A 25525-nucleotide genomic window follows, 5' to 3' on the forward strand; every position below is an offset into this window, starting at 1 on the left:
AATACTCGACTGGAGCAGCCCGATCCCCCGAGGCAGGACCGATGTATCCCCCCGCGCGGGGGCCTGCGCCCCCGCGACGGGACTGATCTGCCCTTGACCCGGCCAGCCACTTCATACTCGCGCCCTACCCTAGGGCAACGCGAAGGCGAAAACCGCCTGCCCGCACGCGACGGCCACGTGCTGGCGCCCTTCCACTTCGTAGGCAATCGGATTGGCCGTGCATTGGCCGCCGGTCTGGAAGTTCCAGAGCGCGCGGCCCGTGGCGGCGTCGAGCGCGTACACGTTGCCTTCGTTGGTGCTCCCGAACACGAGCCCGCCACCGGTGGCCATCACGCCGGCCCAGAGCGGCGTCAGCAGGCGATGCTCCCAGCGACGCTCGCCGGTGAGCACGTCGAGCGCGCGCACGGCGCCGTAGGCCTCGCCCGGGTGGGCCACCACCTCGCCGCCGCCCATGAACGGCTTGCCGGGCTCGTACTTCGCCTCGGCCTTGAAGTAGTACGAACCCATCTCGCGCACCGGCACGAACACCAGGCGGCGCGTCGCATCGTAGGCCGGGCTGAACCAGTTGGTGGCGCCCTGCAGGCTCGGCCACACCAGCGTGCCCGTCGCCGACGGCTCCGTGCCCGCGATCACCTGAGGCCGGCCCTTCGCGTCGAGGCCCGTGGCCCAGGTCTGCTTCGCGTACGGCATGCCCTTGATGAACTCGCCCGTCGTGCGATCGAGCACGTAGTAGAAGCCGTTGCGGTTGGCCGTCACCACGAGCTTACGCGCGCGGCCGGCCACGTCGGCATCGACGAGCATCGGGATCTGGTTGGCGTCCCAGTCGTGCGTGTCGTGCGGCGTGAACTGGAAGTGCCAGCGCAGCGCTCCCGTCGAGGCGTCGAGCGCGACCATCGACCCGGTGTAGAGGTTGTCGCCAGGGCGGACGTCGCCGTTCCAGTCGGGGCCGGGGTTGCCGATGCCCCAGTACAGCAGATTCAGGCCTGGGTCGTAGCTGCCGGTGAGCCACGTGGTGCCGCCGCCGGTCTTCCACATGTCGCCGGTCCACGTGTCGTGCCCGGGTTCGCCCGGTCCCGGAATGGTGTGGAAGCGCCACAGGCGCGCGCCGGTCTTCGCGTCGTAGGCGTCGAGGAACCCGCGGACGCCCGCCTCGCCCCCGCTCACGCCGATGATGACCTTCCCGTCGATCGCGAGCGGCGCCGCGGTGATCGCGTAGCCCAGCGCGTTGTCGGCCACCTGCACGCTCCAGCGCACGGCGCCCGAGGCCGCGTCGAGGGCCACGAGGCGCGCGTCGAGCGTGCCGACGTACACGCGGTCGTCGAGCAGGGCGACGCCGCGGTTGGTCGGCCCGAAGCCGATGATCTTCACGGTCTTCGGGATGGGCGGCTCGTATCGCCAGAGCGTGCGTCCGGTGCGCACGTCGAGCGCCGCCACTCGGCTGCGAGTCTCACTGACGTACATGACGCCATCGGCGACCAGCGGCGTGGCCTGCAGCCCCGCTTCCTGGGCCTGGTACACCCAGACGGGGCGCAGGCGCGCGACGTTGTCGGGCGTGATTCCGGCAAGGGGCGAGAACCGGTGGCCGTCGTACGTGCCCGAGTAGGTGAGCCACGACGCCGGTTCGCGCGCGGCCGCGGCGATGCGCGAGGCCGGCACCTGTCCGCTCGCGGTGCTGCCCGCGACACATGCCCAGGCCAGCGCCAGGAACGCGACGTGCCGACGCTGGCCCCTCACTGCCGCCCCCGACGCGTCATCAGGTACGACACCAGGTCGTTCAGCTGCGCCTCGTCCAGTTGTCCGCGATAGCTCGGCATGATGCTCGTGCCCGTCTCGACGACCACTGACCCGAGGTCCGCCTTGAGGAACGAGTGCAGGCGCCCCGTCGCTTCACGCACCTGGACGGTGAAGGAATCCTCGTTGGCCCGCAGGCCGGTCACCTCGACGCCGGCGCGGGTCCGGATGCGCACCGGCACGTACGCCGCCGCCTCGTACGGTTCGTAGGGTACGGCCCTGACCGGGTGCGCCCGGCCCGGGTCGAGGAGTGATTCGCGAAGGAAGGCCGCGCCGCGGACGAGGCCGACGTCGGAGAGGTCCGGGCCGATGGTCGCGCCCTCCCCGTCAATCAGGTGACACGTGGCACAGCCGGCGCGCCCGTACACCGCACGCCCCCGTTCGGGATCCCCGGGCATCGCCTCGGCTGGTCGTCGACCGAGCGCGCGCACGTGCGCGGCCACCTGCTGCAGCTCGAGTTCGGACAGGCTCCAGAACGCCTGCATCGCCGTGCCGGGCACGCCGTCGGTCAGGATGGCGATCACGCCCGCCTCGTCGGCGGCGCGCCGCAGCCTGGCGCGCGCCAGGGGCGGACCCGATCCGCCCGATCCGTCGAGGCCGTGGCACCGCGCGCAGTAGACCTCGTACACCTTCGCACCGCTGGCGAGGTCGGCCGACGAGGGCGCCGCCAGGGGCGCCGGTCCCTGCGCGCGCAGGACGACGAGCGAGGCTGGCGCAGCAAGCAGCATGGCGCCGGCAATCGCGCGCACGCGGCGGCACCTGACCGCTGAGATGGCTGGCACGCGCCGAGTCTACTCCCAACGCCGAGGTCCTCGACACCCAGGGCCATGGGCCGTGACCGTCGAGCCTCCGGCATCGCAGCACTCCGGGTCGCGGCAACGCGCACGCGCCCATCGGTGCTGCCGCTTGTCGCTTTACGCAGGCGCCTTGCGATCACTCCAGTACGGGCCGCTCGCACGGCCCGCCCCGTCGTCGGCGGGTGTCATCCGTTCGTTCATCCGTGCGGTTCGCCGCCACGCAAGGAGTGATCCCGTGTCACGAGTCCAGTCCTTCATCCAGTTGTGCCTGCTCGCCACCAGTCTCGTGGCGTCCGCTCCGCCAGTCCGTGCCGAGTCGGTCACTGGCCCCAATCCCGTCATCGAGTGGGCCACGCTCATCCAGCCCGCGATCCATGCCGCGACCTCGCCACGGTCGGCGGGCACCTCGCAGATCCTCCACACGATGGCGATGCTGGCGGTGTACGACGCCGTGGTGGCCATCGAGGGCGGTACCGAACCGTTCGCTGCCCGCATCGACGCAGCGCCGTACGCCGATGTCCGCGCCGCCGTCGCCACCGCCGCGTACGTGACCACGCGTCCCCGCATCGCCCCGGCGCGCCTGGCGTATCTCGACGACACGTACGCGACGTACATGGCGGCGATCGCCGAGGGCCCGTCGAAGGCCGAGGGCACGCGCGTCGGCCGGGCGGCCGGCGAAGCGATGCTCGCGCGGCGCGCCAACGACAACTACTCGGCGATCGTGCCGTATGCCTGCAGCGCCTCGCCGCTGCCGGTCGGCGAGTTCGAGCCCGACAGCGGGTGCCCTGCGTCGCCGTCGAGCCCGCAACCCGTCGATGCGAAGGTCGGGCAGATCCGGCCCTTCACGTTCCGCGACATCAGGGTGCTGCGCCCGACCGGGCCGGCGCCGTTCGGGTCGGCCGTGTACGTGCGCGACTACGAGGAGACGCGCGCGGTCGGTCGCATCGACAGCGTTGTGCGGACGCCCGAGCAGACCGACATCGCGTACTTCTGGGCGGAGAACCCGTACGTGCACTGGAACCGCAACCTGGTGGCGCTGGCCGTCGCCGCCGGGCTCGACGCGCGCGACGCCGCGAGGTTCTTCGCGCTGGTGCACGTGTCGGCGTCCGACGCCGTGATCGCCGGGTTCGAAGCCAAGTACCACTACCGCGCCTGGCGGCCGCGCACGGCCATTCCCGCTGGTGACCGTGACCCCTCCGATCGCACCGACGCGGACCCGACGTGGCGCCCGCTCCTGATGGTCAACCACCCCGAGTACCCGTCCGGTCACGGCTTCTGGTCCACCGCGGTCGTCGATGCAGTGGCCGCCTTCTTCGGGACGTCGGAAGTGCGGTGGACGCTCAGCACGTCGCGAACGGCCGTACCCCAACTCGTGCTGGCCGAGCGCACGTACGAGAACCTCGACGACCTGATCACGCAGATCGGCAACGCCCGCATCTGGGGCGGCCTGCACTGGCGGAACTCGGTGCAGCGGGGTGAGGCGATCGGTGCGCGCGTGGCGCGCCACGTGGCCACGCACCACTTCAGACCGCGGCGAGCGTCCTCACCGGACTGAAAGCGGCATCGGCCTTGCTCCCTCTCCAGGCACCACCGGCCCGCACGTGCTGATTCCTTCCGGAAATCGCGCGTGCGGGCGCTGGTGAGTGCAATCAGTGCCACGCCGGCACTCGCAGGAGATGGCAGATGCTGCACACACGCGTGTGGTGCCGCGCAAGGGAGTGGGACGTCGTCGACCGACGCCAGGAGGGCGACGTCACGTTCTGGCGGCTCCGCCACGATCAGGATCCGCCGCGGCTGCTCGCCTCGCCACCCGACGTCGTGCGGCCACTGCAGGACTCGGCGGCGCGCGTCTCGATGCGCGCGTGGGTACGGGCGCTGCTCGCGTGCCTGCGCGCATGGATGCCGCCATGGTGGCCGTCGGCGCTGCTGCGCCTGTCGATCGATCACCTGGCGTGGCAGGCCGTGCCGGCGATGCTGGTGCTCTCGGGCGGTCACCGTCGCCTGCTCCTGGCCGATCCCGTCGGCATGGGCAAGACCGTACAGGCCGCGCTGCTGCTTCGCGAGGTGCACGATCGCGACCCCAATGCGTGCTCGCTGATCGTCGCGCCCGCGGCGTTGGTCGGCCAGTGGCTGACCGAACTCCGCCAACGTGCCGGCCTCGAGGCCACGGTCCTCGATGCCGTGCGCCTCCGCGCCGAGGCGATCCTGCCCCAACGCCTGGTCGACGAGGCTCGCCGCGGGACGTGCTGGATTGCCTCCATCGACCTCCTGCGCCAGCCCGACGTCTCGCCTCTGTTCGCAAGCACCGCGTGGACCATCCTGGTGGTCGACGAGGCCCATGCGGCGGCGCCGGCAACCGCCCGGCTCGACGCCATCCGCCGCGTCGCCTCGTCGAGCGCGCGCATCCTGCTGCTCACGGCCACACCGGCGGCATCAGGGCCGGCTGGGCTCGAAGCGCTGCGCGCCATCGGTGCGCGCGCCGGTGAGCCGCCGATGACCGTGGTGCGACGCGAAGCGGCACGCTCCGGCCCGGCGCGCCGCACGTGCGTGTGCCACGTGCGCCTCGAGCGTCCCCACGCGGTGCTGTGCGCCCGCCTCGACGCCTTCGCGGCCCGGGCACGCGTGGAACGCGGCACCGCGGGCCTCCTCCCCGCACTGGTCCTCAGGCGACGGGCCGCCTCGTGCCCCGGGGCGCTCGCGCGATCGCTCGAACGGCGGCTCATGGTGCTCGGCACCGACGCCACGCCCGTCGCTCGACCGCTCCTCTTCGACGATCAGGACGAACTCGACGATGAGGCGATGCGCGTGCCGGCCTGGCGGGACCACGGCACCGAACGGGAGGAACTGCGAGGACTGCTCGCCCAGGCGCGCGCCCTCCGCCCTTCTGGTCGCAAGCTCGACGTCGTCTGCCGACTGCTCCGGAGAGCGTGCGAGCCGGTGGTCGTCTTCACCGCCTACGTGGACACGGCGCGCGTGCTCCGCGACCTGCTGCACGGCAGCCGGCTCGTCCTCGTGCACGGTCGACTGCCCGACGCGATACGCGCGCAGGCCATCGAGGCGTTCACGTCGGGCGACGCCGACGTGCTGATCACCACCGACGCGAGCGCCGAAGGCCTGAACCTTCACGCCCGCTGCCGGTGGGTGGTGCACGCCGACCTGCCCGTCTCGCCGCGCCTGCTCGCGCAGCGCACCGGACGGGTCGATCGCATGGGACAGCAACGGCGGGTCCACGAGGTGCTCCTGTCGAGCCACACATCCGAGGACGTCGAGGTACTGGCGCGCCTGAGGGCCGGCGCGATCCGCGACTCGGACTGGATGGATCACCGCGTGTGCGTGGAGTCGCGGCGCACGCGACTCGCGGCCGCATGCCTCGACCGCGCGCGTCGCGCCGAGGCGACGGCCGGCGATGGTCGGGTCCGCCCCATGGCGTGCGTCGTGCCGCCGGCCCGGTGGCACCGCCTGCGTTCACGGTGGGCCCTGCCACCGGACACCCTGGCCGTGCAGGTGTCGCGTGTCACGGTGTCCGGGGCGACGCCGCTCGCCACCACGCACGTACCCGTGGCGTGGTCGACGAGGCGCGCAGGCACCGCGTCGACAATCACCCGGCAGTCGGGCGGCGTCTGGCGCGCGCAGGCCCGGTCGCGTCGCCTCGACGCGTGGCAGCGCGACGCAGAGGCGAACGCGCTCGAGGTTCGGGCTCGTGCGACGCGGCAGGACCTGTTCGGCCAGGAAGGTCCAGGTTCGAACGTGCCGTGCCCCGAGGGTCAGGCCGCAATCACGGCGCGCGTCCTGGGCTGGATCGCCGTGCGTCGACACCAGGGCAGGCCGGGATGAGCGCGCCCTGGTTGGCGGGCGGCAGGGTGGCCGCGCACGTGCTCGAGCAACGCCTGGCGAGCCTGGCGCTGCACGAGTCGCGCGAGGCCGCTGCCACGCGTGCCATGCGTCGCTGCGAGCGCGTGTGGCGCGCGGCCGCCGACACGCTCGGTCCGGCCAGTGGCGCCTCGGCGGTGTGGGAGTGGCTGCTGCGTCCCCTGGCCGAGGAACTCGGCTGGATGCCGGAGTCCGGCGCGGCGATCACGGTGTCGGGCGTACGGGTGCGCGTGGCGCAGGCACGACTTGGCGATGCCGGTCAGTTGCTCGTCGCGACGCCCTGGGGCGCCTCCCTCGACGGACTGCAGCGCGCCGCGACCCGGCTGGCCGCGCGGCAGGGACACGCGTGGGTGGCGGTGTGCAATGGCGTGCACTGGCGATGGCACGACGTCGCTCGCCCTTACGCGCGCGACCACGTCTCGCTCACCCTCGCGCACGGGGCCGTCGACGGCCGCGTATGGCAGACACTCTGGCAGTGCGGGCAGGTTGCGCCGGCGCGCCAGGGGCCGGCGTCGGCGCAGGCGTGGCTCGACAGGCTGGCCACCGAGAGTGCCGCCGCCAACGCCCGTGCCGCTGGTGCCCTGCGCCGGGAGGTGTCAGGGGTGATGGACACGCTGGCCCTTCACGCCCGGGGTGGCCACGACGCGCACCTCGCCCAGGTCTTCCAGTGGCTGTTCCTGCTGTTTGCCGATGCACGGATGCTGGTGCCGTCCTGGCACCCCGCTTACGCCCGCAGCTACAGCCTGCCGCGACTGCTGCCATCGTCCGGCGCCCGGGCACCGGCCGGCATCCACGACGGCGTGACCGCGATCACGGCGCTCGGGAGCCGAGGCGGCCGACTCGGGTCACTGCAGGTTCCGGCGCTCAACGGCGCCCTCTTCCAACAGCGCCTGGAAGCCCGGCACGGACGTCGCCTGCCGGATCGCGTGGTGGGCCGCATGATTGCGCGCCTCGCCGGCGCGGGCAGCCACTCGGGCACGCCCGTCGACCTGTCGTCGCTCGACGTCGAGCACCTCGGGGCGCTCTACGAACACCTGATGGCTCCCGGCAGCGATGCGCAGCCGGCGTTGCTGCGCAAGCGCACCGGCGCGTTCTACACGCCACGCGCGATGGCCGACCAGCTCGTGGCGCGCACCCTCGATCCCCTCGTCGCCGAGGCGAGCGCCGACGAGATCCTCGCGCTGCGGATCGTCGATCCGGCGATGGGCAGTGGCGCCCTCCTCGCCAGCGCTCTGCGCTACCTCGTGCGCGCCGTCGAGGCGGCCTGGGTGCGCGAGGGACGCGGCGGTCCGCTCGACGTGCCGCGCGAGGATCGCGAGGCGCTGCCGCGGCGCATCGCCGAGCAGTGCCTGTACGGCGTCGACGTCAACGCGCGCGCCGTGCAGGTCGCGCGCCTGTCGCTGTGGCTGCTGTCGCTGGCGCCCGACCGGCCGCTCACCTGGCTCGACGCGCACATCCGCGCCGGCGACAGCCTGGTCGGCGTGTCGCCCGACAGGTTGCTGGCGCGTCCGCCGGTGCGGGCACAGACGGCGCGGCCATCGCGTGACGAGGGACAGTTGACGCTGTTCGACCTGCAGCACTGGCACCACGAGGCCGCGACGCTCGGCTCGCAGTTCCGGGCTCTGGCCGCCCGACCGTCTCTGACGGCCGACGACGTGCGCGAGAAGGCCCGCCGCTTCTCCGACCTGCGCGACGGCGACGCGGTCACCCGCTGGCGGTCGCGCGCCGACGCGTGGTGCGGCGCGGCCATGGACGACGCGCAGGTCACCGCAGCCATGTGGCGGGCCGTCGACGATGCGCTGCGGGAGAGTAGCCCGGAGTGTCGCGCCTCGGCGCGAGTGATGGATCTGCGCGACCGCTGGCTCGCCGCGGCCTCCTCCGGCGGCTGCCTGCACTGGGCCCTCGAGTTCCCGGAGGTGTTCGACGATGGCAGGGGCGGCTTCGACGCGGTGGTGGCCAACCCACCGTGGGAGATGCTCCGCGGCGACCTCGGGTCGGGCGACGACCGCGCCGCCCACCGGGCCGACGTCGCGCGCCTGCAACGCTTCGTCCAGCGCAGTGGGCTCTACAAGGAGGTGACCGGGCACCTCAACACCTACCAGTTGTTCGTGGAGCGGATGCTGCAACTGGTGCGCCCGGGTGGACGGATCGGATGCCTGCTGCCGGGCAGCATGCTCGCCGACGCCGGCGCCGCCGGCCTGCGACGGCAGGTCTTCGACCACGCCGCCATCGACAGGCTCGCCATCGTCGACAACCGGGAGGGCCTGTTCCCGATTCATCGCTCGATGCGAATCGTGGCCATGACCGGCAGCGCGGGTGGTCGCACCGACGCGCTGCTCGTGGAGGTCGACGCCCCGCCGCGGCGCCGGCCCGACGACGCGACGGCCCGTGCATCTCAGGCACCGCCGGACCCGGTCGCGGGTGTCGGCGCCCACCTGGTGTCGCGCGACCTGCTGCGCGCGGCGAGCGGCGCGGCCGAGGCCATCCCCCACCTCCGCACGCCGGCCGATCTCTCGGTGCTCGCGCACCTGGTGCGATGGCCGCGCCTCGCCGATCCCCCATGGGGGCTCCGCTTCGGCCGTGAACTCAACGCCACCGACGACCGCCATCGCCTTGCGCCCGACGGACAGGGCGAGCTCATCGTCGTCGATGGCAAGCACCTGCGTGCGTTCGGCGTGTGTCCGCCGGCCGACGCGCCGCGCGCGACGGCCGCCTCACTGGCGCGGGTGCTGCCCGCCCGACCGTGGGAGCGCTGGCGCGTGGCGTACCGCGATGTCTCGTCACCGACCAACACGCGCTCGCTGATCGCCGCGCTGCTGCCGCCGTGGCACGTCTCGACGCACACGCTTGCGTGCCTGCGCGAGCCGCTGCCGCTTGCACAGCAGCTGTATCTCTGCGGGATGCTGAACAGCCTCGTCGCCGACTGGTTCGTGCGGCGGTACCTCGGCGCGCACGTCACGTCGCGGCTCATCGGTCGGCTTCCGGTGCCGCGGCCGCCCGCGACCCACCCGGACCGTCGAATGGTGGTGCGGCTGGCCGGCCGCCTCGCCCGCAATCCTGCCGACCATGTCGCCGATGTGGAGTTGCAGGCGGTCGCGGTGCGGTTGTACGGACTGTCGCGGGAGGCCGTCGACGCCGTGATTGCCGACTTCCCGCGACTGGCGCCAACCACGGCGAGCCGCATGCGCGACGCGAGCGGATGAGAAATGAATGGTGTCCCGGTGCCCGGTGTCCGGCGCCCGGTGCCCGCCACGATACCGGGAATGGCGGAATGCCGCGGTGGGACTCGCGGCGCGGACAAGTGTTCGGCACTGGGAGTCGTGCCTGGGAAATACGGCGGGCGCGCCGCCCGACTCCCGACTTCCGACCCCCGACTCCCGACTCCCGACTCCCGATTCCCGCTTCAGTGCCGCATCGCCTGCCAGATGGTGGCCGCGAGCACGGCGAGCACGGCGCCGGCGCTGACGGCGAAGAACCAGTCGCGCTGGCGCACGTACTCGGCGCACGAGAGCAGCACGCGCGCCATCGGCGTCGCCATGAGCACGATCAGGCCGGCGTCGAGCACGAGCTCGGCACGATGGCCAGGTGCCAGCAGGGTCCACGCGAGCCCGGCGGCCAGCAGGGTGGTGGCCAGCATCACGCCGAGGCCGAGCGTGCGACCGAGGACGCGTTCGAAGGTCGTCATGCGCGCACCAGCATCACCAGCGCCACCAGCACCAGCACGAACACCAGCAGCAACTTGAGGCCGCGGGCCCGCGCGCGCTCGGCGATGACCAGGCCGGCCCGGCTGCCGACCATCACGCCGAGGACCGAGGCCGCCGCGTACGGCGCCGGGATGTCGCCGGCCGCGTAGTACAGCGGCGCCGACGCCGCCGCCGTCACGCCGATCATCAGCGAGCTCGTGGTGGCGGCGACCCGCAACGGCACGCCGCACCACGCGGTGAGGGCCGGGACCTTGAGGATGCCGCCGCCGATGCCGAGCAGGCCCGACACGTTGCCGGCGATGAACGACACGAACAGGGCGACCGGCAGGCGCTTCACGCGGTAGCTCACCAGCGCCTCGCGTTGCGGGTTGTAGAACTGCCCGCCGAGCCAGCCGGTGTCGGTGTCGCCCTCGGGCAGGGCGTTCCGCTTGTCCATCTGGCGGTACATCACGACGGCAATCACCAGCGCCACGATGCCGAACAGGATGCGCAGCGTGCGCGTCGGCAGCGCCTGCGCCGTCAGCCCACCCGCCAGCCCGCCCAGCGTCGTCGCGATCTCGAGCACGATCCCCAGGCGGAAGTTGACCGTGCCGTCGCCGACCTTGTGCGAGGAGACGACGCTGGAGGTGGCAATCACCGTCATCAGGCCGATGCCGGCCGCCTGTCGAAAGGGCAGGCCGTAGACCAGCGTCAGGGCCGGCACGAGGAAGACACCGCCGCCGAGGCCGAGCAGCGAGCCGACGAGCCCGCCGATCGCACCGAGCACCGCGACGCCGAGGATCCCGAGCACGGTCACGCGCGCCTCACCGGGTGCCGCCGGCGTACGGCGTGAGGGTGGCCGCCAGCGTCGCCATCACCGGCGTCGGCACTCCCACGCGTTCGCCCCTGCGGACGACGTCGGCGGCCAGGGCATCGAGCTCGATGCGCTTGCCAGCCTGCAGGTCGATGAGCAACGAGGAGCGCGTGCTCGGCGGCAGGGCGTCCATGTAGCCATGGATGCGGTCGCGGATGTCCGGCGCGACGGCGATGCCCTCGGCGCGGGCCACCGCCTCGGTCTCCGAGAAGGCCGATTCGAGGGTGCGACGCAGCGCCGGCGTGGACCACACGACGCCGGCCGGCTGCCTGGCCGCGCCCGTCACGGCGGCGAACGGCGCGAGGTAGATGAACTTCTCCCAGAGCGGCACGCGCGCGTCGGCGACCGGCTCGGCCTGGATGTCGCCGAGTCTGAGGAGTTCGGCCAGCGCCAGGACGCGCGCCGAGGGCTCGGGGCCAGGCGCCTCCACTTCGCCGAACACGATGCGCCGGTGCGTGCCGGTCTGCTCGATCAGGCCGGGCACCCGCAGCGCCGTCGCGATGTAGGTCGGCCCGGCGAGCACGCGCCCCCGACCGACCACCGCCGCCACGCGCTCGGCGCTCGACACGCCGTTCTGCAGCGTCACCACCAGCGTGTGCTCGCCGATCAGCGGCGGCAGGAGCGGCAACGCCGTGTCGTCGTCGTACGTCTTCACCGCGTACAGCACGACGTCGACCGGCCCGAGGTCGCGCGGATCCGCGCTGGCGCGCGGCCTGACCACGAGATCTCCGAGCGGGCTCCAGACCCACAGGCCACGCGCCCGAATGGCATCGAGGTGCGCCCCTCGCGCCACCAGCGACACGTCGAAACCCGCCTGCGCGAGCCGCGCCGCGTAGTACCCGCCGACCGCCCCGGCGCCAACCACCCCGAATCGCACGACCGCAGACACGCCACGGATGGTAACGCTTAACGTTTGACGTTTGACGTTTGACGTTTGACGTTTGACGTTTCACGGCGCACGGCCGCCTGGCGGCCGACGTCTGCACGCCCGGCGCGCCGCCCTCCCGATCCCGCGAACCGCGATCCGCTCGGCGCTCGTCCCCGTTCGCGCCGGCGCCGGCCGACGTTGTCACCTTCGATGCGATCCCTGTACGCGCGGCTGCACGACCGCTTCTCACCGGACCGACGCGACGGGCTCACCCGCCGCCAGATGCTCCTGACCTCGCTCTCGGCTGGCGCCGGCCTGCTCCTGAGCAGTCGCGGCTTCGCGCAGGGCGCCTCGCGCGGCCGCGTCATCGTCGTCGGCGCGGGCTTCTCCGGCCTCGCGGCGGCGTACGAACTCGCCAGCGCGGGCGTGGACGTGCAGGTCGTCGAGGCGCGCGGACGCATCGGCGGCCGAGTGCTGTCGTTCCGTGACTTCGTGCCCGGCAAGGTGGTGGAAGGCGGCGCCGAGCTGATTGGCACCAATCACGTGCTGTGGCAGGCCTACGCGCAGCAGTTCGGACTCGCGATGGCGCCCCTGCAGGAGGCCGACACCGCGCTGCCGGTCGTCATCGACGGCACGTCGCTCACCGCCGCGCAGGCCAAGGCGCTGTTCGACGAGATGGACGCCGCCTTCGCCACCATGAACGGCGACGCGCGGAAGGTGGACGCCGACCGCCCCTGGTTGGCCGACGACGCGGTGGCGCTCGACCTGAAGACGGTGGCCGACTGGATCGAGGGCCTGTCCTGCTCCGACCTGTGTCGGCGGGCCATCGACGCCATGCTCACGGCCGACAACGGCGTGCGCACGGAGTGGCAGAGCTATCTCGGGCACCTCGCGATGGTGAAGGGCGGCGGCGTCGAGGCGTTCTGGACCGACTCGGAGACCCATCGCTGCGCGCAGGGCAACCAGTCACTCGCCGACAAGCTCGCCGACCGCATCGGTCGCGCCCGCATCACGCTGAAGATGCCCGCCACCCACGTCACACGCACGTCGGCGGGCGTCACGGTGCGGCTCGCCGATGGCCGGGCCCTCGAGGGCGATCACGTGGTGGTGGCGGTGCCGCCCGGCACCTGGAACCGGATCGCCTTCGACCCGGCGCTGCCCGCGCACATCCACCCGCAGGTCGGCGCGAACATCAAGTTCCTGATGCGGCTGAAGGGGCCGTTCTGGAAGCGGGCCGGGCTCTCCCCCAACCTGCTGTCCACCGGTCCCGTGCAGATGACGTGGGAACAGACCGAGGGGCAGCCCGGCGCCGGCATCGGCATGAACGCGTTCTCGGGAGGTCCTGCCGCGGAGGAGTGCCGGTCGTGGCCGGCCGAGGAGCGCACGCGGCGCTACATGCAGGCGCTCTCGCCGATCTATCGGGGCCTGCCGGCCTCGATCGTGGCGACACGCTTCATGGACTGGCCGGGCGACGCCTGGTCGAAGGGCGCGTACTCGTTCCCGGCCCCCGGGCAGGTGATGCGCGTCGGGGCGACGCTGTGGGATGGCCTCGACGGGCGGCTGCACTTCGCCGGCGAGCACTGCGCGTACGCGTTCACCGGCTACATGGAGGGCGCGCTGCACTCGGGCGTGCACGCCGCACGACGAATCGCCGCGGACCTGGGCGTGGCTGCGCAGGTGGCCTGAGCTGGCAATTTGAAATTTGAAATTCGAAATTTTCGCGGCGCGGGCCTTCGGCCACGCGCCTCGGGAGTTCACGCGCGAGCGAAGGCCGCAAGGCCGAGCCGCCCTGAATTTCAACTTTCGAATTTCAAATTGCCAGCGCTACGCGGGGGCCGTTTCCAGCAGGGCCTCGATCTCGTCGAGCGCCGGCACGCCGCCGATCGCGCCCGGCCGCGTGCAGCTGAGGCCCGCGGCGGCATTGGCAAAGCGCAGGACGTGCTCGGTGCGCCAGCCCTGAAGCGTGCCGTAGATGAAGCCGGCGCGGAACACGTCGCCGGCGCCCGTCGTGTCCACCGCGTGGACCTTGAAGCCCGGCGAGTGGATGAAGCGCGTGCCGTCGAGCGCCACCGCGCCCTCGGCGCCGATGGTGGCGCAGAGCAGCCCGTCGTGCGACTCGCGCAGTTGCCGCAGCGCCGACTCGAGGTCCTTCGCCCCGGTCAGCCCGGCCGGCACGTGCTCGGCGAAGATCGGCACGGTCACCGCCTTCACCAGGTCGATGGTCCGCGGCGTCAGGCGGTCGATGTCGCTGGTCACCACGAGCCCGGCGTCGCGCGCGATGGTCGCCGCGACGATCGCCGCCTCCTGATCGACGTCGTCGACGTGCAACAGGCGCGCCGACACGATGGCGCGCTCGGGGATCTCGTGGTCGCGCAGGTGCAGCATCTCGTCGCGGTCCCAGAGGATGATGCGCTCCCCCGAGACCTCGTCGACCATGATCACGGCGTACTGGTTGCGCGCGTCCTTGATGATCGCGTCGGTGCAGTCGACGCTGTGGTGGGCCAGTTCGGCGCGGATGCGCCGGCCGTTGTCGTCGGTGCCGGTCGCCCCGATGTACTTGGCGCGGAGGCCGAAGCGGGCGCACGCGACCAGGGCGGTGGTCATCTGGCCGCCGCAACTGATGGTCTCGCGGCTGATCCGCATCTTGGCGAACGTGCCGCTCGCCTGCGGCACGGCCGGGAGGCGGTAGACGAAATCGACGGAGTTGGCCCCGAGGCCGACCACATCCCAGCGGGCGTCTGACGCAGACGTAGGCACGATCCCCAAGTATACGCCCCGGGATGCGGGCCGGCCCTCAGCGCGTCCGGTCGATCAGGTGCCGGATCTTGCCGATCAGATCGCTCGGAGTGAACGGCTTGCGGAGCAGGTGGGCCGCGTCCACGGGGCGCTGCAGCAGCGCTTCCGAGTAGCCCGTCATGAGGAGCACCGGCAGCGACGGACGGCGCCGCGCGACCTCGGTCATCAGGTCGTCGCCGCTGCGTCCGGGCATGACCACGTCGGAGACGACCACGGCCAGGCTGGGGTGGTCGATGTACCGCAGCGCGCTGTCGACGTCCGGCGCCTCGAGCACCTTGTAGCCGTACTCGCGCAGCGCGCGGGCGGCCAGTTCCCGCACCAGCGCCTCGTCCTCGACCAGCAGGACCGTCTCGTGCCCGTGCGCGGCGTGGGTGGCCACAGAGGCGGAGGGCGCCGGCTCGCGCGGCGGCGGCGCCAGCGGCAGCCACACGTGGAACGTCGAGCCCTGCCCGATGCTGCTCGAGCAGGCGATGTCGCCACCGGTCTGCGTGACGATGCCGTAGACCGTCGCAAGGCCGAGGCCGGTGCCTGCGTCGCCCTTGGTCGTGAAGAACGGCTCGAAGATCCGCGAGCGCACTTCCTCGGACATGCCGATGCCCGTGTCCGACACGGTGAGCTCCACCGACTGCCGCGGGCCGCCCCCCTGCGCCGAGGCGTGCTCGGTCACGCGGGTGGCGATGCGCAGCGTGCCGCCGGACGGCATCGCGTCGCGGGCGTTCACGACGAGGTTGAGCAGCACCTGCTCCATCTGCCCGACGTCGGCCACCACCCACAGGAAGTCGTCGGCCAGGCTCGTGTCGAGCACGACGTCCTCACCGATGATGCGCCGCAGCATGCGGTTGAGGCCGCGGATCAGGCCGTTGAGGTCCAGCGTCTCGACCTGCAGCACCTGCCGACGGCTGAACGCCAGGAGCTGCCGCGTCAGCTGGCTGGCGCGGCGAGCCGCGTTGTTGATCTCCTCGAGCTCCGTGCCGCCCCGCTGCCGCATGCGCAGCAGTTCGCAGTACCCGAGGATGACCGTCAGCAGGTTGTTGAAGTCGTGTGCGACGCCGCCCGCGAGGCGGCCGATGCCCTCGAGCTTCTGCGACTGCAGCAACTGCGCGTGCAACTGGTCGTGCTCGGTGCGGTCGCGGACGATGATCGTGAAGAGCTGGTCGTCACCCGCGCCGGTGTGCGAGATGGATGCCTCGATCGGGAGCTCCTCGCCCGACGCGCGCACCGCCTTCAGGTCCGGCAGGGAGATGCGGCGCGCCGAACTGGCCGTCTCGGCGAAGTTGCGCATCAGCGCCGCATGCTCCTGGCGCACCGCCTCGGGCACGAACCGGTCGATCGGCTGCCCGATCACCTCGCGGCTCTCCACCCCGAACATCCGCTCGGCCGCCGGGTTGAAGAACACGATGCGGCGCGACGCGTCGGCGCTGATGATTGCGTCCATCGCCGAGTTGAGGATCCCGGCCAGCCGCGACTGGCTGGCGCGGCTCTGCTCCTGCGCCCGCAGTGCCTCGGTGAGTTCCACCGCCAGCGAAAGCACGCCGATGATCCGTCCGGTCTCGTCGCGCCTCGGCGTGGCAGTGACCTCGAAAGACCTGACGATGCCGTCCGACGGCAACTCGACTCGTCCCTGCTGGGAGGTGCCGGTCTCGATGGCCTCGCGCTTGATCGCCGTGAGCGTCGCCGCCACCAACGGCGGGTACACCTCGTCCTCGCGGCGCCCGATGATGTCGGCGCGCGAGCCACCGGGCTGGTCGAGCACGGCCAGGTAGCGAAGGTCGAGATCCTGCTCGGCGGCGCTGATGCGGGCGGCCTGCAGCAGTTCGCCCCAGGCCGAGACGCTCGCCGTCTCACGAGCCGCACGTTCAGGGGAGGGGTTGCCTGCCGCGGGCGCGGCGGTCGTGGACGTGGCGTGGTCGGGCATCGGGTGCGGCCCCTCAGCGGAGCTCGACGACGCGCTCAAGCCTATACCGTCCGGGCGTGCTTGTGCCACGGAGGATCCAGAGCCGCGCCGGCGCCCCGATCTGGACCTTCGGGGTGGCCCCGGCAGCGGTGCCGGCCGGGATCGTCACCTCGGCTCCGGCCACCGCCGACGAGTACGCCGGGCTGACGAACGCCCCCGTGGCATCGATCGACTCGAGCGCCCCGTACACGCGCAGATCCCCGAGGTCGGCGATGCTGCCCTGCCACTGCAACGTGCGCCCGCCCGGCCCCTGTCGCACCACTCGTGAGCCGGCCAGGCCCACGTCGGCCAGGAACGGCGCCACGCCGGTGCCGGCCAGCACCGTGCCGCCTCGCACGATGGTGTGGAACAGGTTGCCGTCGTTCTCCGGCAGCCGCTCGTAGGTGTCCGGGTCGGCCTGCATCACCCGGCCGCTGGCAATCGCATCGAGCGCCGTGACGATGGCCACGAAGTTCATCTGCACCAGGGCGCGGTCGGGATCCGGGCCCGGCCAGGGGCCGGTCTCGATCAGCACGACACCCGTCCCCCACTTGGTGATGTTGTCGCCGAACGCCCTGACCTCGAACGCATCGTCGTAGCGGCCGATGCGGCCGGCGGCGAAGGGCTGGAGCGCCTCGACGATGACCGCGCAGGCGCGCTTGGTGAGTTGTCGGCGGGCGTCTTCCGAACGCGCCTCGTCGTAGGCCACTGCCAGCAGCGAGATGGCCGCAGGCTGCGGCGGCGTGCCGACCGACGTGCGCCAGTTCTGGTTGTGCAGGTTGAAGCCGATGACCGGCTCGACGCGATCGCGGAGTGCCTTGAGCAGCCGCCCCTCGGGCGTCTGCAGGTGCAGCGCGTCGCGGTTGATGTCGATGCCCTGCGCGTTGCGCCGCTGGTAGCGCTCGGCGCCGTCCGGGTTGAGCATCGGCACCACGTGCAGCGTGAGCGTATCGAGCAGGCGGGCGACGACCGGCTCCGAACGGTGCCGCACCAGCCAGTGACCGAGGTCGAAGAGGGCGGACGTCGCCGTGGGCTCGTCGCCGTGCATCTGCGACCAGAGCAGGACGGCCTTCGAGCCGCGCCCTATCGTGAGGTGGTGGATGCGGCGCCCCTCCACCGACTCACCGAGGACCTCGCTGGCGACCAGGCCACCGCTCTCGCGCACCAGGCGGGCGACCTGCGCCTCGACCAGGGCGTGCGTCACCAGCGGCGCCGGCGGCAAGGGGACGTGTTCCTCGGACCAGGCGCGCGCCAGCGCCTCGGGCGTCGGGGCCGCGAGGTCCTGCGACGCCGCGACGCACGAGGACGCCAGGGTGAGGCACGCGAGCAGGGCGCCGCGGGCGAGCGCGGGAAGGCAGGCAGCAGGTCGTGGCATGGCAATGGCGACCGGCGGGCCCGGTCAGTAGGTGCCCGGCAGTTCCGGCTTGCGATCGATGAAGCGGCGCCGGCCGTTGCGGGCGCGCGTGATGTCGAAGGCGTCGAACAGCTGGCCGGTCACCGTGCGCGCCTCGAACTTCAGGGCCTGCGGCGTGACCGTGATCACCTGATACAGCTGCGCGTGCGCGCCGGTGCGGGTGGCCCACTCGCGGCCCTTGCCCACCTCGTACATCTTCGGCCCGCTCACCGACACGACGTAGACCGGACCGCCGTCCTCGCGCCGCGACGTGCCGTCGACGAGGTTCTCGCCGCGCCCGTACGTGTGGTCGTGCCCGGTGAGCACGAGGTCGACGCCGTACTTGTCGAACAGGGGCTTCCAGGCCGCCCGGATTCGCGGATTGTCGCGATCGGCGGCCACCGAGAACACGGGGTGGTGGAAGGCGACGATGGTCCAGCGCTGGCCGTGGTCCTTGAGCCGTGTCTCGAGCCAGGCCGCCTGCTCGTCGAGCCGCGACTCCTCGGTGGAGTTGAGCACGATGATGCGCGCGCCCTGGAAGTCGAACGAATACGTGGTCTCGGTCAGGCCCTCCGGCCCGTCCTCCGGCAGCGCGAACTGCGGCCGCCAGAGCGCGCTCAGCTGCCGCGGGTCGTCGCGGTTCAGCCGCCCGTACTCGTGGTTGCCGACCACCGGCACCTGCGGGATCATCCCGTTGATCCACCCGCCGGCGCCGAACCACTCACCCCACTGCTCGTCGCTCTCGCCGACGTTGACCAGGTCGCCCGCGTGCAGCACGAACCGGGCGCGCGGCGCGTCGACGAACGCCGATCGGATGGCCCGTGACCACAGCGAGCGGATGTCGTTCTGGGCGTCACCGAGGTAGATGAACGAGAACGAGGCCGGCTCGAGCGACGCGGTGCGGAAGTGGAACCATTCGCTCCAGGTCGCGCCATCGCCCACCCGGTACGCATACAACGTGTTCGGGCGCAGCGCCGTGAAACGCGCCTCGTGGTAGTAGGCCGTCGTCGCGCCGGCAATGGGGACCGCGGTGGTCCGTGCAGGCGACCGGCGCGCCAGCGCGCCGAAACCGGGACTGGCGCTGGCCTCGGCAATCTCGGCAAACGCCTCGTCGACGAGCGCATCGGTGCGCCACGTCACCGCCTGCGTGCGCGCGGGGTCGTCGCGCCAGGTGAGCACCACCCGCGAGGGTCGTCGCCCGGGATCGGCGTCGGGAATCGCCGTCGGCGACTGCGCAGGCAGCAGGGCAGACGCCAACGCGAGCGCGATCGCACCCAGCAGCCCCAACCGTCGGGCCGAGATGACCTGTGAAGATTCCGTCAAACGTGATGGCGCGGCGCGAGAAATCGCACCAACGGGCGCATGCTAGCACGGAGCCTGCCCAGGGACATGACCATGCCTCTCCTGCCGTCGCGCGGCCCCTCGTCCTTCATCGTCCTGCTCGCCACCGCCATGGTCGCGGCCAGCCTCGGCGCCGCGCCGCCCCGCGACCTGCTCGACCCGGACACCGCCGCGCACGTCGCCGGACGGACCAGCTTCGGCGCCACGCCCGACCTCGTCCGCCGCATCCAGACCAGGGGCCTGGCCGCCTGGCTCGACGAACAGTTGCGGCCCGAGGCGTCGCCCGATGCCGCCCTCGACGCCCGACTGGCCCGCCTGCCGACCCTCGCGATGACGCCGCGGACGCTGGCCGAGACCTACTTCATCCCGGCGCAGGAGCGGCGGCGCGCTGCCGCCGCGCGGACCGGCGAGGAGGCCGCGCCGATCGGCGAGCCGATGCGGATGGAGGCGCCGGGGCCGGAACGCGCCGTCGTCGTGGAACTCGCCACGCAGAAGTTGATGCGGGCGACGAGCGCGGAACGCCAGGTGGAGGAACTGCTCGTCGACTTCTGGTTCAACCACTTCAACGTCTTCGCCGGCAAGGGTCCGGTGCGGCTGTACGTGCACGACTTCGAGCGCACCGCGATCCGGCCGCACGTGCTCGGGTCGTTCCGCGACATGCTGGGCGCCGTCGCCGGCAGCCCGGCGATGTTGTTCTACCTCGACAACTGGCAGAGCAGCGCGCCCGGCACGCGCACCCGGCGCGGCCCGATGGGCCTCAACGAGAACTACGCGCGTGAGCTCCTCGAGCTGCACACGCTCGGCGTGGAGGGCGGCTACACGCAGCAGGACGTCGTCGAGGTCGCCCGCGCGTTCACCGGCTGGACGATCCGGGAGCCGCGGCGCGGCGGCGAGGCCGTGTTCGACCCGAGGCGCCACGACACCGGGCGCAAGACCGTGCTCGGGCAGGCGCTGGCGCCGGGAGGACGCGACGAGGGCGAGCGCGTGCTCGACATGCTCGCCAGGCACCCGGCCACCGCCCGGCACCTCGCCCGCAAGCTCGCGGTGCGGTTCGTCTCGGACACGCCGTCCGACGCGCTGGTGGCGCGGGTGGCGGCGCGCTTCATGGCGACGGGCGGGAACCTGCGCGAGACGACCCGCGCGCTGCTGGAGTCGCCGGAGTTCCTGGCGCCGGCGGCGAGGAGGACCAAGATCAAGACGCCGCTGGAGTTCGTGACCAGTGCCTTGCGAGTGCTCGACGCCGACGTCCGGATGGCCGGGCCACTCGCCCAACAGCTGCGTGCCCTCGGCATGCCGCCCTACTTCGCCGAGCCGCCGACGGGATACAGCGACCAGGCCGGGGCGTGGACCAACGGCGGGGCGCTCGTGCAGCGGATGAACGTGGCCGTGGCGCTCACCGCCGGCCGGCTGCGCGGCGTCGGGCCGCCGCGGCTGCCGGAGGTCGATGGCGACACGGCGGAGGCGCGGGCCATGGCGATGGCCGAAGCCCTCCTGCTGCGCGCGCCGTCGCCGGCGACGATGGCGACGATGGCCAGGGCGCGCACGCCGGAGGAGATGGCGGCGCTGCTGATCGGATCACCGGACTTCCAGCGGAGATAGCCATGCACGATCGCCGCATCTTCGTGAAGCGTGGGGCGGTGGCCCTGCTCGCCCTCGGATTCGCACCGGAGTTCCTCGCGCAGGCGGCGGCTGCGGCGACGCGCCGCCGCAAGGTGCTCGTGGTGGTGTTCCAGCGCGGCGCGGTCGACGGCCTGTCGATGGTCGTGCCGCACGGCGACGCGGCGTACTACGCCGCACGCCCGACGATCGCCGTCCCCCGTCCGGGCCGCGACGCGGGCGCGCTCGACCTCGACGGCCATTTCGGCCTGCATCCGGGGCTCGCTCAGCTGCACGCCCTCTACCGGAACGGCTCGCTCGCCGTCGTCCACGCCTGCGGGTCGCCCGACCCGACGCGATCGCACTTCGACGCGCAGGACTACATGGAGAGCGGCACGCCCGGCGTCAAGCGCACGCCGGACGGCTGGTTGAACCGGCTCATCGCCCAGCGGCACGACGCGGAGCACGTCGGGGCGATGCGGGCGGTGGCCCTGTCGTCACGACTGCCCCGCATCCTGCAAGGCGCGGCGCCGACGCTCGCGATGACCAGCGTCGAGCGGATGCGGATCGCCGGCGGTGGCGCCACGGGCGACGCGTTCGAGGCGCAGTACGCCGCGGCGGCCGATCGCGTGCTGCGCGACACCGGCCGCGAGACCTTCGACGCCATGCGCACGCTGCGCGGCGTCGAGTCGCGAGGGCCGGCCACGGCCGCTGGCGCGGCATACCCGCGCTCGGCCTTCGGCGACGCGCTGCGGCAGGTGGCGCGCCTCATCAAGGCCGACGTCGGCCTCGAAGTGGCCTTCGCGGAGGCGGGCGGCTGGGACACGCACGTCAACCAGGGCGGTTCGACCGGCCAGCTCGCGACGCGTCTCGGCGATCTCGGACAGGCGATCGGCGCCTTCGTGGCCGATCTGGGCGCCGGCATGCAGGACGTCGTGGTGGTCACGATGTCGGAGTTCGGGCGGACGGTGGCCGAGAACGGGACGCGCGGCACCGACCACGGCCACGGCAACGCGATGCTGGTGCTCGGCGGGCCCGTGCGCGGCGGCCGCGTGTACGGTCGCTGGCCCGGCCTCGACGTCGCGTCGCGGGCCGAGGGCCGCGACGTGGCGGTGACGACGGACTTCAGGGACGTGCTGGCCGACGTGATCGCCACGCACCTGGGCGTGGCCGACCTGGGGCCGGTCTTCCCCGGCCACGCGTGGACACCGGGGCGGCGGCTCGGGCTGGTGTAGGGCAACCGCCGGCGACGGGCGGGCGGCAGGCGGCCTGAACTTCCGCGCGGCGGGTTCGTAGGATTCAAGGGAAGGACGCGGTCTCCCTGGGCACCGAAGCGCGCCGCGCGAAGGTGGCCGACCGCGCCGTTGGTCGTTCCCGCGGAGGCGGGTCACGCCGTGCGCAGCACCCTGAGGTCCGTGAAGTTCCTGTTCACCGCGCCGCTCATCCTGGCGCTGCTCGTGGTGATCAACCTGATGACGTGGGACGGGCAGTGGTGGGTGCAGTGGCCGGCGCTCGGCCTCGGCATCGCCTGGGTGATCAGCCTGCTCCGTGTCCTTCGCGCGGTGGTCGTCGGGGGCGGGCTGGCCGCCCTCGCCGCGGTGCTGCTGAACCGGCGAACCTAGGGGGGGTCAGAAGGCTTCCTGGATGCCGAGGTAGATACCTCGACTCCCCCGCTCGCCGAAGCCGACGTCGAACGTCAGGTTGGTTCGCGACCGCTTGTCGAGCAGCAGTCGAAGGCCCGCACCGGCGCCCGGGGCGAATCGCTCGAACAGGCGCTGCCCCCCGCCGACGTCGGACACGGTCGTCGTATTGGCGAAGGCGACCCAGCCCAGGAGACCGTTCCTGGTAATCGTGCCGCGGTACTCGACCTCGAGGAACGCGAGGCTCTGTCCCCGGAAGTACCCCTCGGCATAACCGCGGCCCGAGTGCCCGTACGTGTCGCTGCCGGTCGCGGGCAGGCCGAAGTAGGGCGCCACGCCGCTGGTGACCAGGTCGGCATACGCCCAGGCGGCGAGCTTGTGACGTCCGGTCGGCGAGAGCCGGTGGTAGGTGCGCAGGTCGACGTTCACCTTCGCCCACCGCGAGTCGCCTCCAAGGAATCCCTCGAACATCGTGCGGTAGCTGGCGCGCGCCAGGCTCCCGCGCTCGGCGTTGATGAAGTTGTCGCGACTGTCCCAGACCACTTCGACGCTCGGCCCCGCCGACACCTGCGTGTCGAGCGGCAGGCCATTGGCGAGGCTGTACTGGACGAACGAGGACCCCGGCCACCTCTCCTCGGCGTCCTCGGCGGGACGCACGTTGACGTGGCTGTCGAAGTGCAGGCCGCCACCCACGTACAGATGCGGCGCCACGCTGTAGTAGCCGGACTGGTACAGGCGGTAGAAGTCGAAGCGCGCCAGTTGGCCCGGTGCCCGCTGGTTGTCGGGGCCGAGCGGGTACGTGTCGAGCGACGTCCACTGGAAGCGATGATCGCCCTCGGCCCGCCAGCGGTCGCCGTCGCCGAACATCGTCGTGCGCGCGCTGACACCTGCCTGCCTCCTGGTGGTCACCGTCGCGCTGACGACGCTCGACGAGATGCGCGTGGTCACGGGGTCGCCCCGGTAGAAGGCGACGCTGCCGGCCGCACCGAAAATGGCGCCCGTGGACGGCTTGGCGCCGATGATCGGCGCGAACAGCAGCATCCGCTTCCGGTAGTCGAAGGGCGCCTCCGGCGTGTCCTTGTGGCGGAGCTTGCGGAGCAGGTCCGCCATGTCGAGCGTCTCGACCGGCGGCGGCGCGGCCTCGGCAGGCGCACTCGTCTGGCCCGCCGCGGGTACCGCACCCGAGACCAGGGACGCGACCAGCAGGATGGCGACGACGACGAGGCGTACGGTGGTGGGGCGGGCGATGCTCACAAGGGAGATCCTCGGACGCCGCACGGCACCGGGACCTTGAATCATAGCGTGGCAGGACGCGACCGCCGCCCCGCGGTCCGCCGCCGCCCATCGGGTGACCGTCCCTCGTGTGCCCGTCACTGGTCGCGTATCTCCCGGTCCCTGCTCCGTTGTCTCCCTCGTGACTGGCGTCCGCGTTCCTTGTCCCTTGCACCGCAAGGTGCGCAAGGACCTGCTGCGCGCAGGGCCGGTCAGAAGGCTTCCTGGATGGCCAGGTAGACGCCGCGACTGCCGCGCTCGCCGAACCCCAGGTCGAAGGCGAGGTTGGTCTTCGATCGCTTGTTGAGGAGCAGCCGGAGGCCCGCGCCGGCGCCCGGCGCGAAGTGGTCGAACAGCCGCTCGCCCTCGAGGCTGTTGGACACGGTGGTCGCGTTGGCGAAGGCCACCCAGCCGAGCAGGCCGTTCCTGGTGATGCCGCCGCGGTACTCCACTTCGAAGGTCGCCAGCTTCTCGCCGCGGAAGTGGCCCTCGGCGTAGCCGCGCCCTGAACGCCCGTAGCCGTCGCTGGCGGTAGAGGGCAGGTCGAAGTAGGGCGCCACGCCGTTCACCACCATGTCGGCGTACGCCCACGCCGCGAGCTTGTGCCGTCCGTCGTCGGAGAGGCGCCGGTAGGTGCGCAGGTCGATGTTGACCTTCTCCCAGCGGCTGTCGCCGCCGAGGAACCCGTCGAACATCACGCGGTAGCTCGCGCGCGCCAGGCTCCCGTGGTCGGCATTGATGAAGCTGTCGCGGCTGTCCCAGATCACCTCGGCGCTCGGGCCGGCGGAGATCTGCGTGTCGAGCGGCAGCCCGTTGGCGCTGCTGTACAGCACGTACGGCGACTGCGTCCAGGCCTCTTCTTCTCCCTCGGCGGCCCTGACGTCGGCGTGGCTGTCGAAGTGGAGTCCGCCACCGACGAACAGGTTGGGGCGCACGCGGAAGTAGCCGGACTGGTACAGGCGGTAGAAGTCGAAGCGCGCCAGCTGCGGCTCCGCTTCAGCCGTGGCGACGCCGAGTCCGAACGTGTCCAGCGAGGTCCACTGGAACCGGTAGTCCACCTCGCCGCGCCAACGGTCGTCGCCGCCGAACATCGTGGTGCGGACGCTGATGCCCGCCTGCTTCTTGCTGGTCACGGTGGCGCTCGCCACGCTCGACGAGATGTGCGTGGTAGCCGGATCGCCCCGATAGAACGCGACGTTTCCGGCGCCCCCGATGATCACGCCCGACGACGGCTTGACGCCGATGACGGGCGCGACCGCGCGCATGCGCTGCCTGGGATCGAACGCGCCGGTCGGCGCCTCCTTGTGTCGCCACTTGCGAATCAGGTCGGCCACGTCCACCTGGCCCGCGGGCGAGCCGGAGGCGGCCGGTGACTCCGCCGAGGGCGGTGGCGGGGGCGGCGCGGGCGCAGGCGACTGGGCCAGCACGGTCCCCGGCGCCAGGGGCAGCGACGCGATCAGCAGGGCGGCGCACCGGAAGAGTCGCATGGGTCATTGTCGTGGATCGGGAGCACCCTTGCCGATGGGCGGCGCCCGACGGCGTCGAGGGCGACCCGCGGCCACGTCCTGCCGGCGAATGTACGGCGTCTCGTCGGGCGAGGCAGGATTGAGTCAGGCGACCGAGTGCGTTCTAATCACGGGCGTGAACGCATCCGCCCTTTCCGCTCGCCGC

At 72.2% G+C, this 25525-nt stretch carries 18 protein-coding genes; 7 read left to right on the forward strand and 11 right to left on the reverse strand.

The genetic code is table 11. The features are described from left to right. Nucleotides 1–129 precede the first annotated feature (129 nt). Entirely contained in the window at nucleotides 130–1734 is a 1605-nt protein-coding gene (locus TBR22_RS25115; protein ID WP_239490589.1) for a PQQ-dependent dehydrogenase, methanol/ethanol family, read from the reverse strand. Continuing rightward, nucleotides 1731–2573, reverse strand: coding sequence for a c-type cytochrome (locus TBR22_RS25120; RefSeq protein ID WP_239490590.1), 843 nt, complete (start codon nucleotides 2571–2573; stop codon nucleotides 1731–1733). Before TBR22_RS25120 ends, TBR22_RS25115 begins: the two co-directional genes overlap by 4 nt. A 250-nt stretch (nucleotides 2574–2823) precedes the next feature. Here TBR22_RS25120 and TBR22_RS25125 point away from each other — a divergent pair, with 250 nt between their 5' ends. The 3 genes from TBR22_RS25125 (at nucleotide 2824) to TBR22_RS25135 (ending at nucleotide 9661) form a co-directional block, all read left to right on the forward strand. Beyond that, on the forward strand, nucleotides 2824–4143 hold the full coding sequence (locus tag TBR22_RS25125; protein WP_239490591.1) for a vanadium-dependent haloperoxidase: 1320 nt from the start codon (nucleotides 2824–2826) through the stop codon (nucleotides 4141–4143). Between the two features lie 128 nt (nucleotides 4144–4271). After that, complete coding sequence (locus TBR22_RS25130; RefSeq protein ID WP_239490592.1) at nucleotides 4272–6422, forward strand: DEAD/DEAH box helicase; 2151 nt, start codon at nucleotides 4272–4274, stop codon at nucleotides 6420–6422. Continuing rightward, nucleotides 6419–9661: an N-6 DNA methylase gene (locus TBR22_RS25135; protein WP_239490593.1), complete on the forward strand. Its 3243-nt coding sequence runs from the start codon at nucleotides 6419–6421 to the stop codon at nucleotides 9659–9661. Before TBR22_RS25130 ends, TBR22_RS25135 begins: the two co-directional genes overlap by 4 nt. Nucleotides 9662–9861: 200 nt before the next feature. Here TBR22_RS25135 and TBR22_RS25140 read toward each other — a convergent pair whose 3' ends face one another. The 3 genes from TBR22_RS25140 to TBR22_RS25150 are packed head-to-tail and all read right to left on the reverse strand — an operon-like array spanning nucleotide 9862 to nucleotide 11904. Next, complete coding sequence (locus TBR22_RS25140) at nucleotides 9862–10143, reverse strand: DUF1634 domain-containing protein (RefSeq protein ID WP_239490594.1); 282 nt, start codon at nucleotides 10141–10143, stop codon at nucleotides 9862–9864. Beyond that, a complete protein-coding gene (locus TBR22_RS25145; RefSeq protein WP_239490595.1) occupies nucleotides 10140–10958 on the reverse strand; it encodes a sulfite exporter TauE/SafE family protein in 819 nt (272 codons plus the stop codon). Before TBR22_RS25145 ends, TBR22_RS25140 begins: the two co-directional genes overlap by 4 nt. A gap of 7 nt (nucleotides 10959–10965) precedes the next feature. Further along, nucleotides 10966–11904: a ketopantoate reductase family protein gene (locus TBR22_RS25150; protein ID WP_239490596.1), complete on the reverse strand. Its 939-nt coding sequence runs from the start codon at nucleotides 11902–11904 to the stop codon at nucleotides 10966–10968. A 189-nt stretch (nucleotides 11905–12093) separates the two neighbouring features. Between TBR22_RS25150 and TBR22_RS25155 the strand changes: the two genes are divergently transcribed. Continuing rightward, on the forward strand, nucleotides 12094–13569 hold the full coding sequence (locus TBR22_RS25155; protein ID WP_305068756.1) for an NAD(P)/FAD-dependent oxidoreductase: 1476 nt from the start codon (nucleotides 12094–12096) through the stop codon (nucleotides 13567–13569). A gap of 138 nt (nucleotides 13570–13707) precedes the next feature. Here TBR22_RS25155 and TBR22_RS25160 read toward each other — a convergent pair whose 3' ends face one another. The 4 genes from TBR22_RS25160 to TBR22_RS25175 are packed head-to-tail and all read right to left on the reverse strand — an operon-like array spanning nucleotide 13708 to nucleotide 19328. Then, nucleotides 13708–14640, reverse strand: coding sequence for a carbohydrate kinase family protein (locus tag TBR22_RS25160; protein ID WP_239490597.1), 933 nt, complete (start codon nucleotides 14638–14640; stop codon nucleotides 13708–13710). A 37-nt stretch (nucleotides 14641–14677) separates the two neighbouring features. After that, a complete protein-coding gene (locus TBR22_RS25165; protein WP_239490598.1) occupies nucleotides 14678–16594 on the reverse strand; it encodes a PAS domain-containing sensor histidine kinase in 1917 nt (638 codons plus the stop codon). A 13-nt stretch (nucleotides 16595–16607) separates the two neighbouring features. Continuing rightward, nucleotides 16608–17987: a M14 family zinc carboxypeptidase gene (locus TBR22_RS25170; RefSeq protein ID WP_239490599.1), complete on the reverse strand. Its 1380-nt coding sequence runs from the start codon at nucleotides 17985–17987 to the stop codon at nucleotides 16608–16610. A gap of 24 nt (nucleotides 17988–18011) precedes the next feature. Next, nucleotides 18012–19328, reverse strand: a complete 1317-nt coding sequence (locus TBR22_RS25175) for a metallophosphoesterase family protein (RefSeq protein ID WP_239490600.1) — start codon at nucleotides 19326–19328, stop codon at nucleotides 18012–18014. A gap of 72 nt (nucleotides 19329–19400) precedes the next feature. On the opposite strand from TBR22_RS25175, the gene TBR22_RS25180 reads away from it, so the two are divergent. The 3 genes from TBR22_RS25180 to TBR22_RS25190 all read left to right on the forward strand — a co-directional run bounded on the left by TBR22_RS25180 (nucleotide 19401) and on the right by TBR22_RS25190 (nucleotide 22564). Then, the gene (locus TBR22_RS25180) at nucleotides 19401–20945 is read left to right on the forward strand and encodes a DUF1800 family protein (protein ID WP_239490601.1); all 1545 of its coding nucleotides are present in this window, start codon (nucleotides 19401–19403) and stop codon (nucleotides 20943–20945) included. Nucleotides 20946–20947: 2 nt separating this feature from the next. Further along, complete coding sequence (locus tag TBR22_RS25185) at nucleotides 20948–22177, forward strand: DUF1501 domain-containing protein (protein WP_239490602.1); 1230 nt, start codon at nucleotides 20948–20950, stop codon at nucleotides 22175–22177. A 159-nt stretch (nucleotides 22178–22336) separates the two neighbouring features. Further along, on the forward strand, nucleotides 22337–22564 hold the full coding sequence (locus TBR22_RS25190; RefSeq protein WP_239490603.1) for a 2TM domain-containing protein: 228 nt from the start codon (nucleotides 22337–22339) through the stop codon (nucleotides 22562–22564). Nucleotides 22565–22570: 6 nt separating this feature from the next. Here the strand turns inward: TBR22_RS25190 and TBR22_RS25195 are convergent, their stop codons facing one another. Both TBR22_RS25195 and TBR22_RS25200 read right to left on the reverse strand, forming a co-directional pair. Continuing rightward, complete coding sequence (locus tag TBR22_RS25195) at nucleotides 22571–23836, reverse strand: BamA/TamA family outer membrane protein (protein WP_239490604.1); 1266 nt, start codon at nucleotides 23834–23836, stop codon at nucleotides 22571–22573. Nucleotides 23837–24066: 230 nt separating this feature from the next. Next, nucleotides 24067–25341: an outer membrane protein assembly factor gene (locus TBR22_RS25200; protein WP_239490605.1), complete on the reverse strand. Its 1275-nt coding sequence runs from the start codon at nucleotides 25339–25341 to the stop codon at nucleotides 24067–24069. Nucleotides 25342–25525: the final 184 nt, after the last annotated feature.

It is taken from the genome of Luteitalea sp. TBR-22 (assembly GCF_016865485.1).
In the GTDB taxonomy this organism is placed as follows: Bacteria; Acidobacteriota; Vicinamibacteria; order Vicinamibacterales; family Vicinamibacteraceae; genus Luteitalea.

What these genes read in the sequence shown, in the direction of transcription:
- TBR22_RS25135 (WP_239490593.1), top strand. Translation starts at nt 6,419, where the DNA reads ATGAGCGCGCCCTGGTTGGCGGGCGGCAGGGTGGCCGCGCACGTGCTC.
- TBR22_RS25165 (WP_239490598.1), bottom strand. Translation starts at nt 16,594, where the DNA reads ATGCCCGACCACGCCACGTCCACGACCGCCGCGCCCGCGGCAGGCAAC.
- TBR22_RS25170 (WP_239490599.1), bottom strand. Translation starts at nt 17,987, where the DNA reads ATGCCACGACCTGCTGCCTGCCTTCCCGCGCTCGCCCGCGGCGCCCTG.
- TBR22_RS25130 (WP_239490592.1), top strand. Translation starts at nt 4,272, where the DNA reads ATGCTGCACACACGCGTGTGGTGCCGCGCAAGGGAGTGGGACGTCGTC.
- TBR22_RS25140 (WP_239490594.1), bottom strand. Translation starts at nt 10,143, where the DNA reads ATGACGACCTTCGAACGCGTCCTCGGTCGCACGCTCGGCCTCGGCGTG.
- TBR22_RS25200 (WP_239490605.1), bottom strand. Translation starts at nt 25,341, where the DNA reads ATGCGACTCTTCCGGTGCGCCGCCCTGCTGATCGCGTCGCTGCCCCTG.
- TBR22_RS25180 (WP_239490601.1), top strand. Translation starts at nt 19,401, where the DNA reads ATGCCTCTCCTGCCGTCGCGCGGCCCCTCGTCCTTCATCGTCCTGCTC.
- TBR22_RS25185 (WP_239490602.1), top strand. Translation starts at nt 20,948, where the DNA reads ATGCACGATCGCCGCATCTTCGTGAAGCGTGGGGCGGTGGCCCTGCTC.
- TBR22_RS25155 (WP_305068756.1), top strand. Translation starts at nt 12,094, where the DNA reads ATGCGATCCCTGTACGCGCGGCTGCACGACCGCTTCTCACCGGACCGA.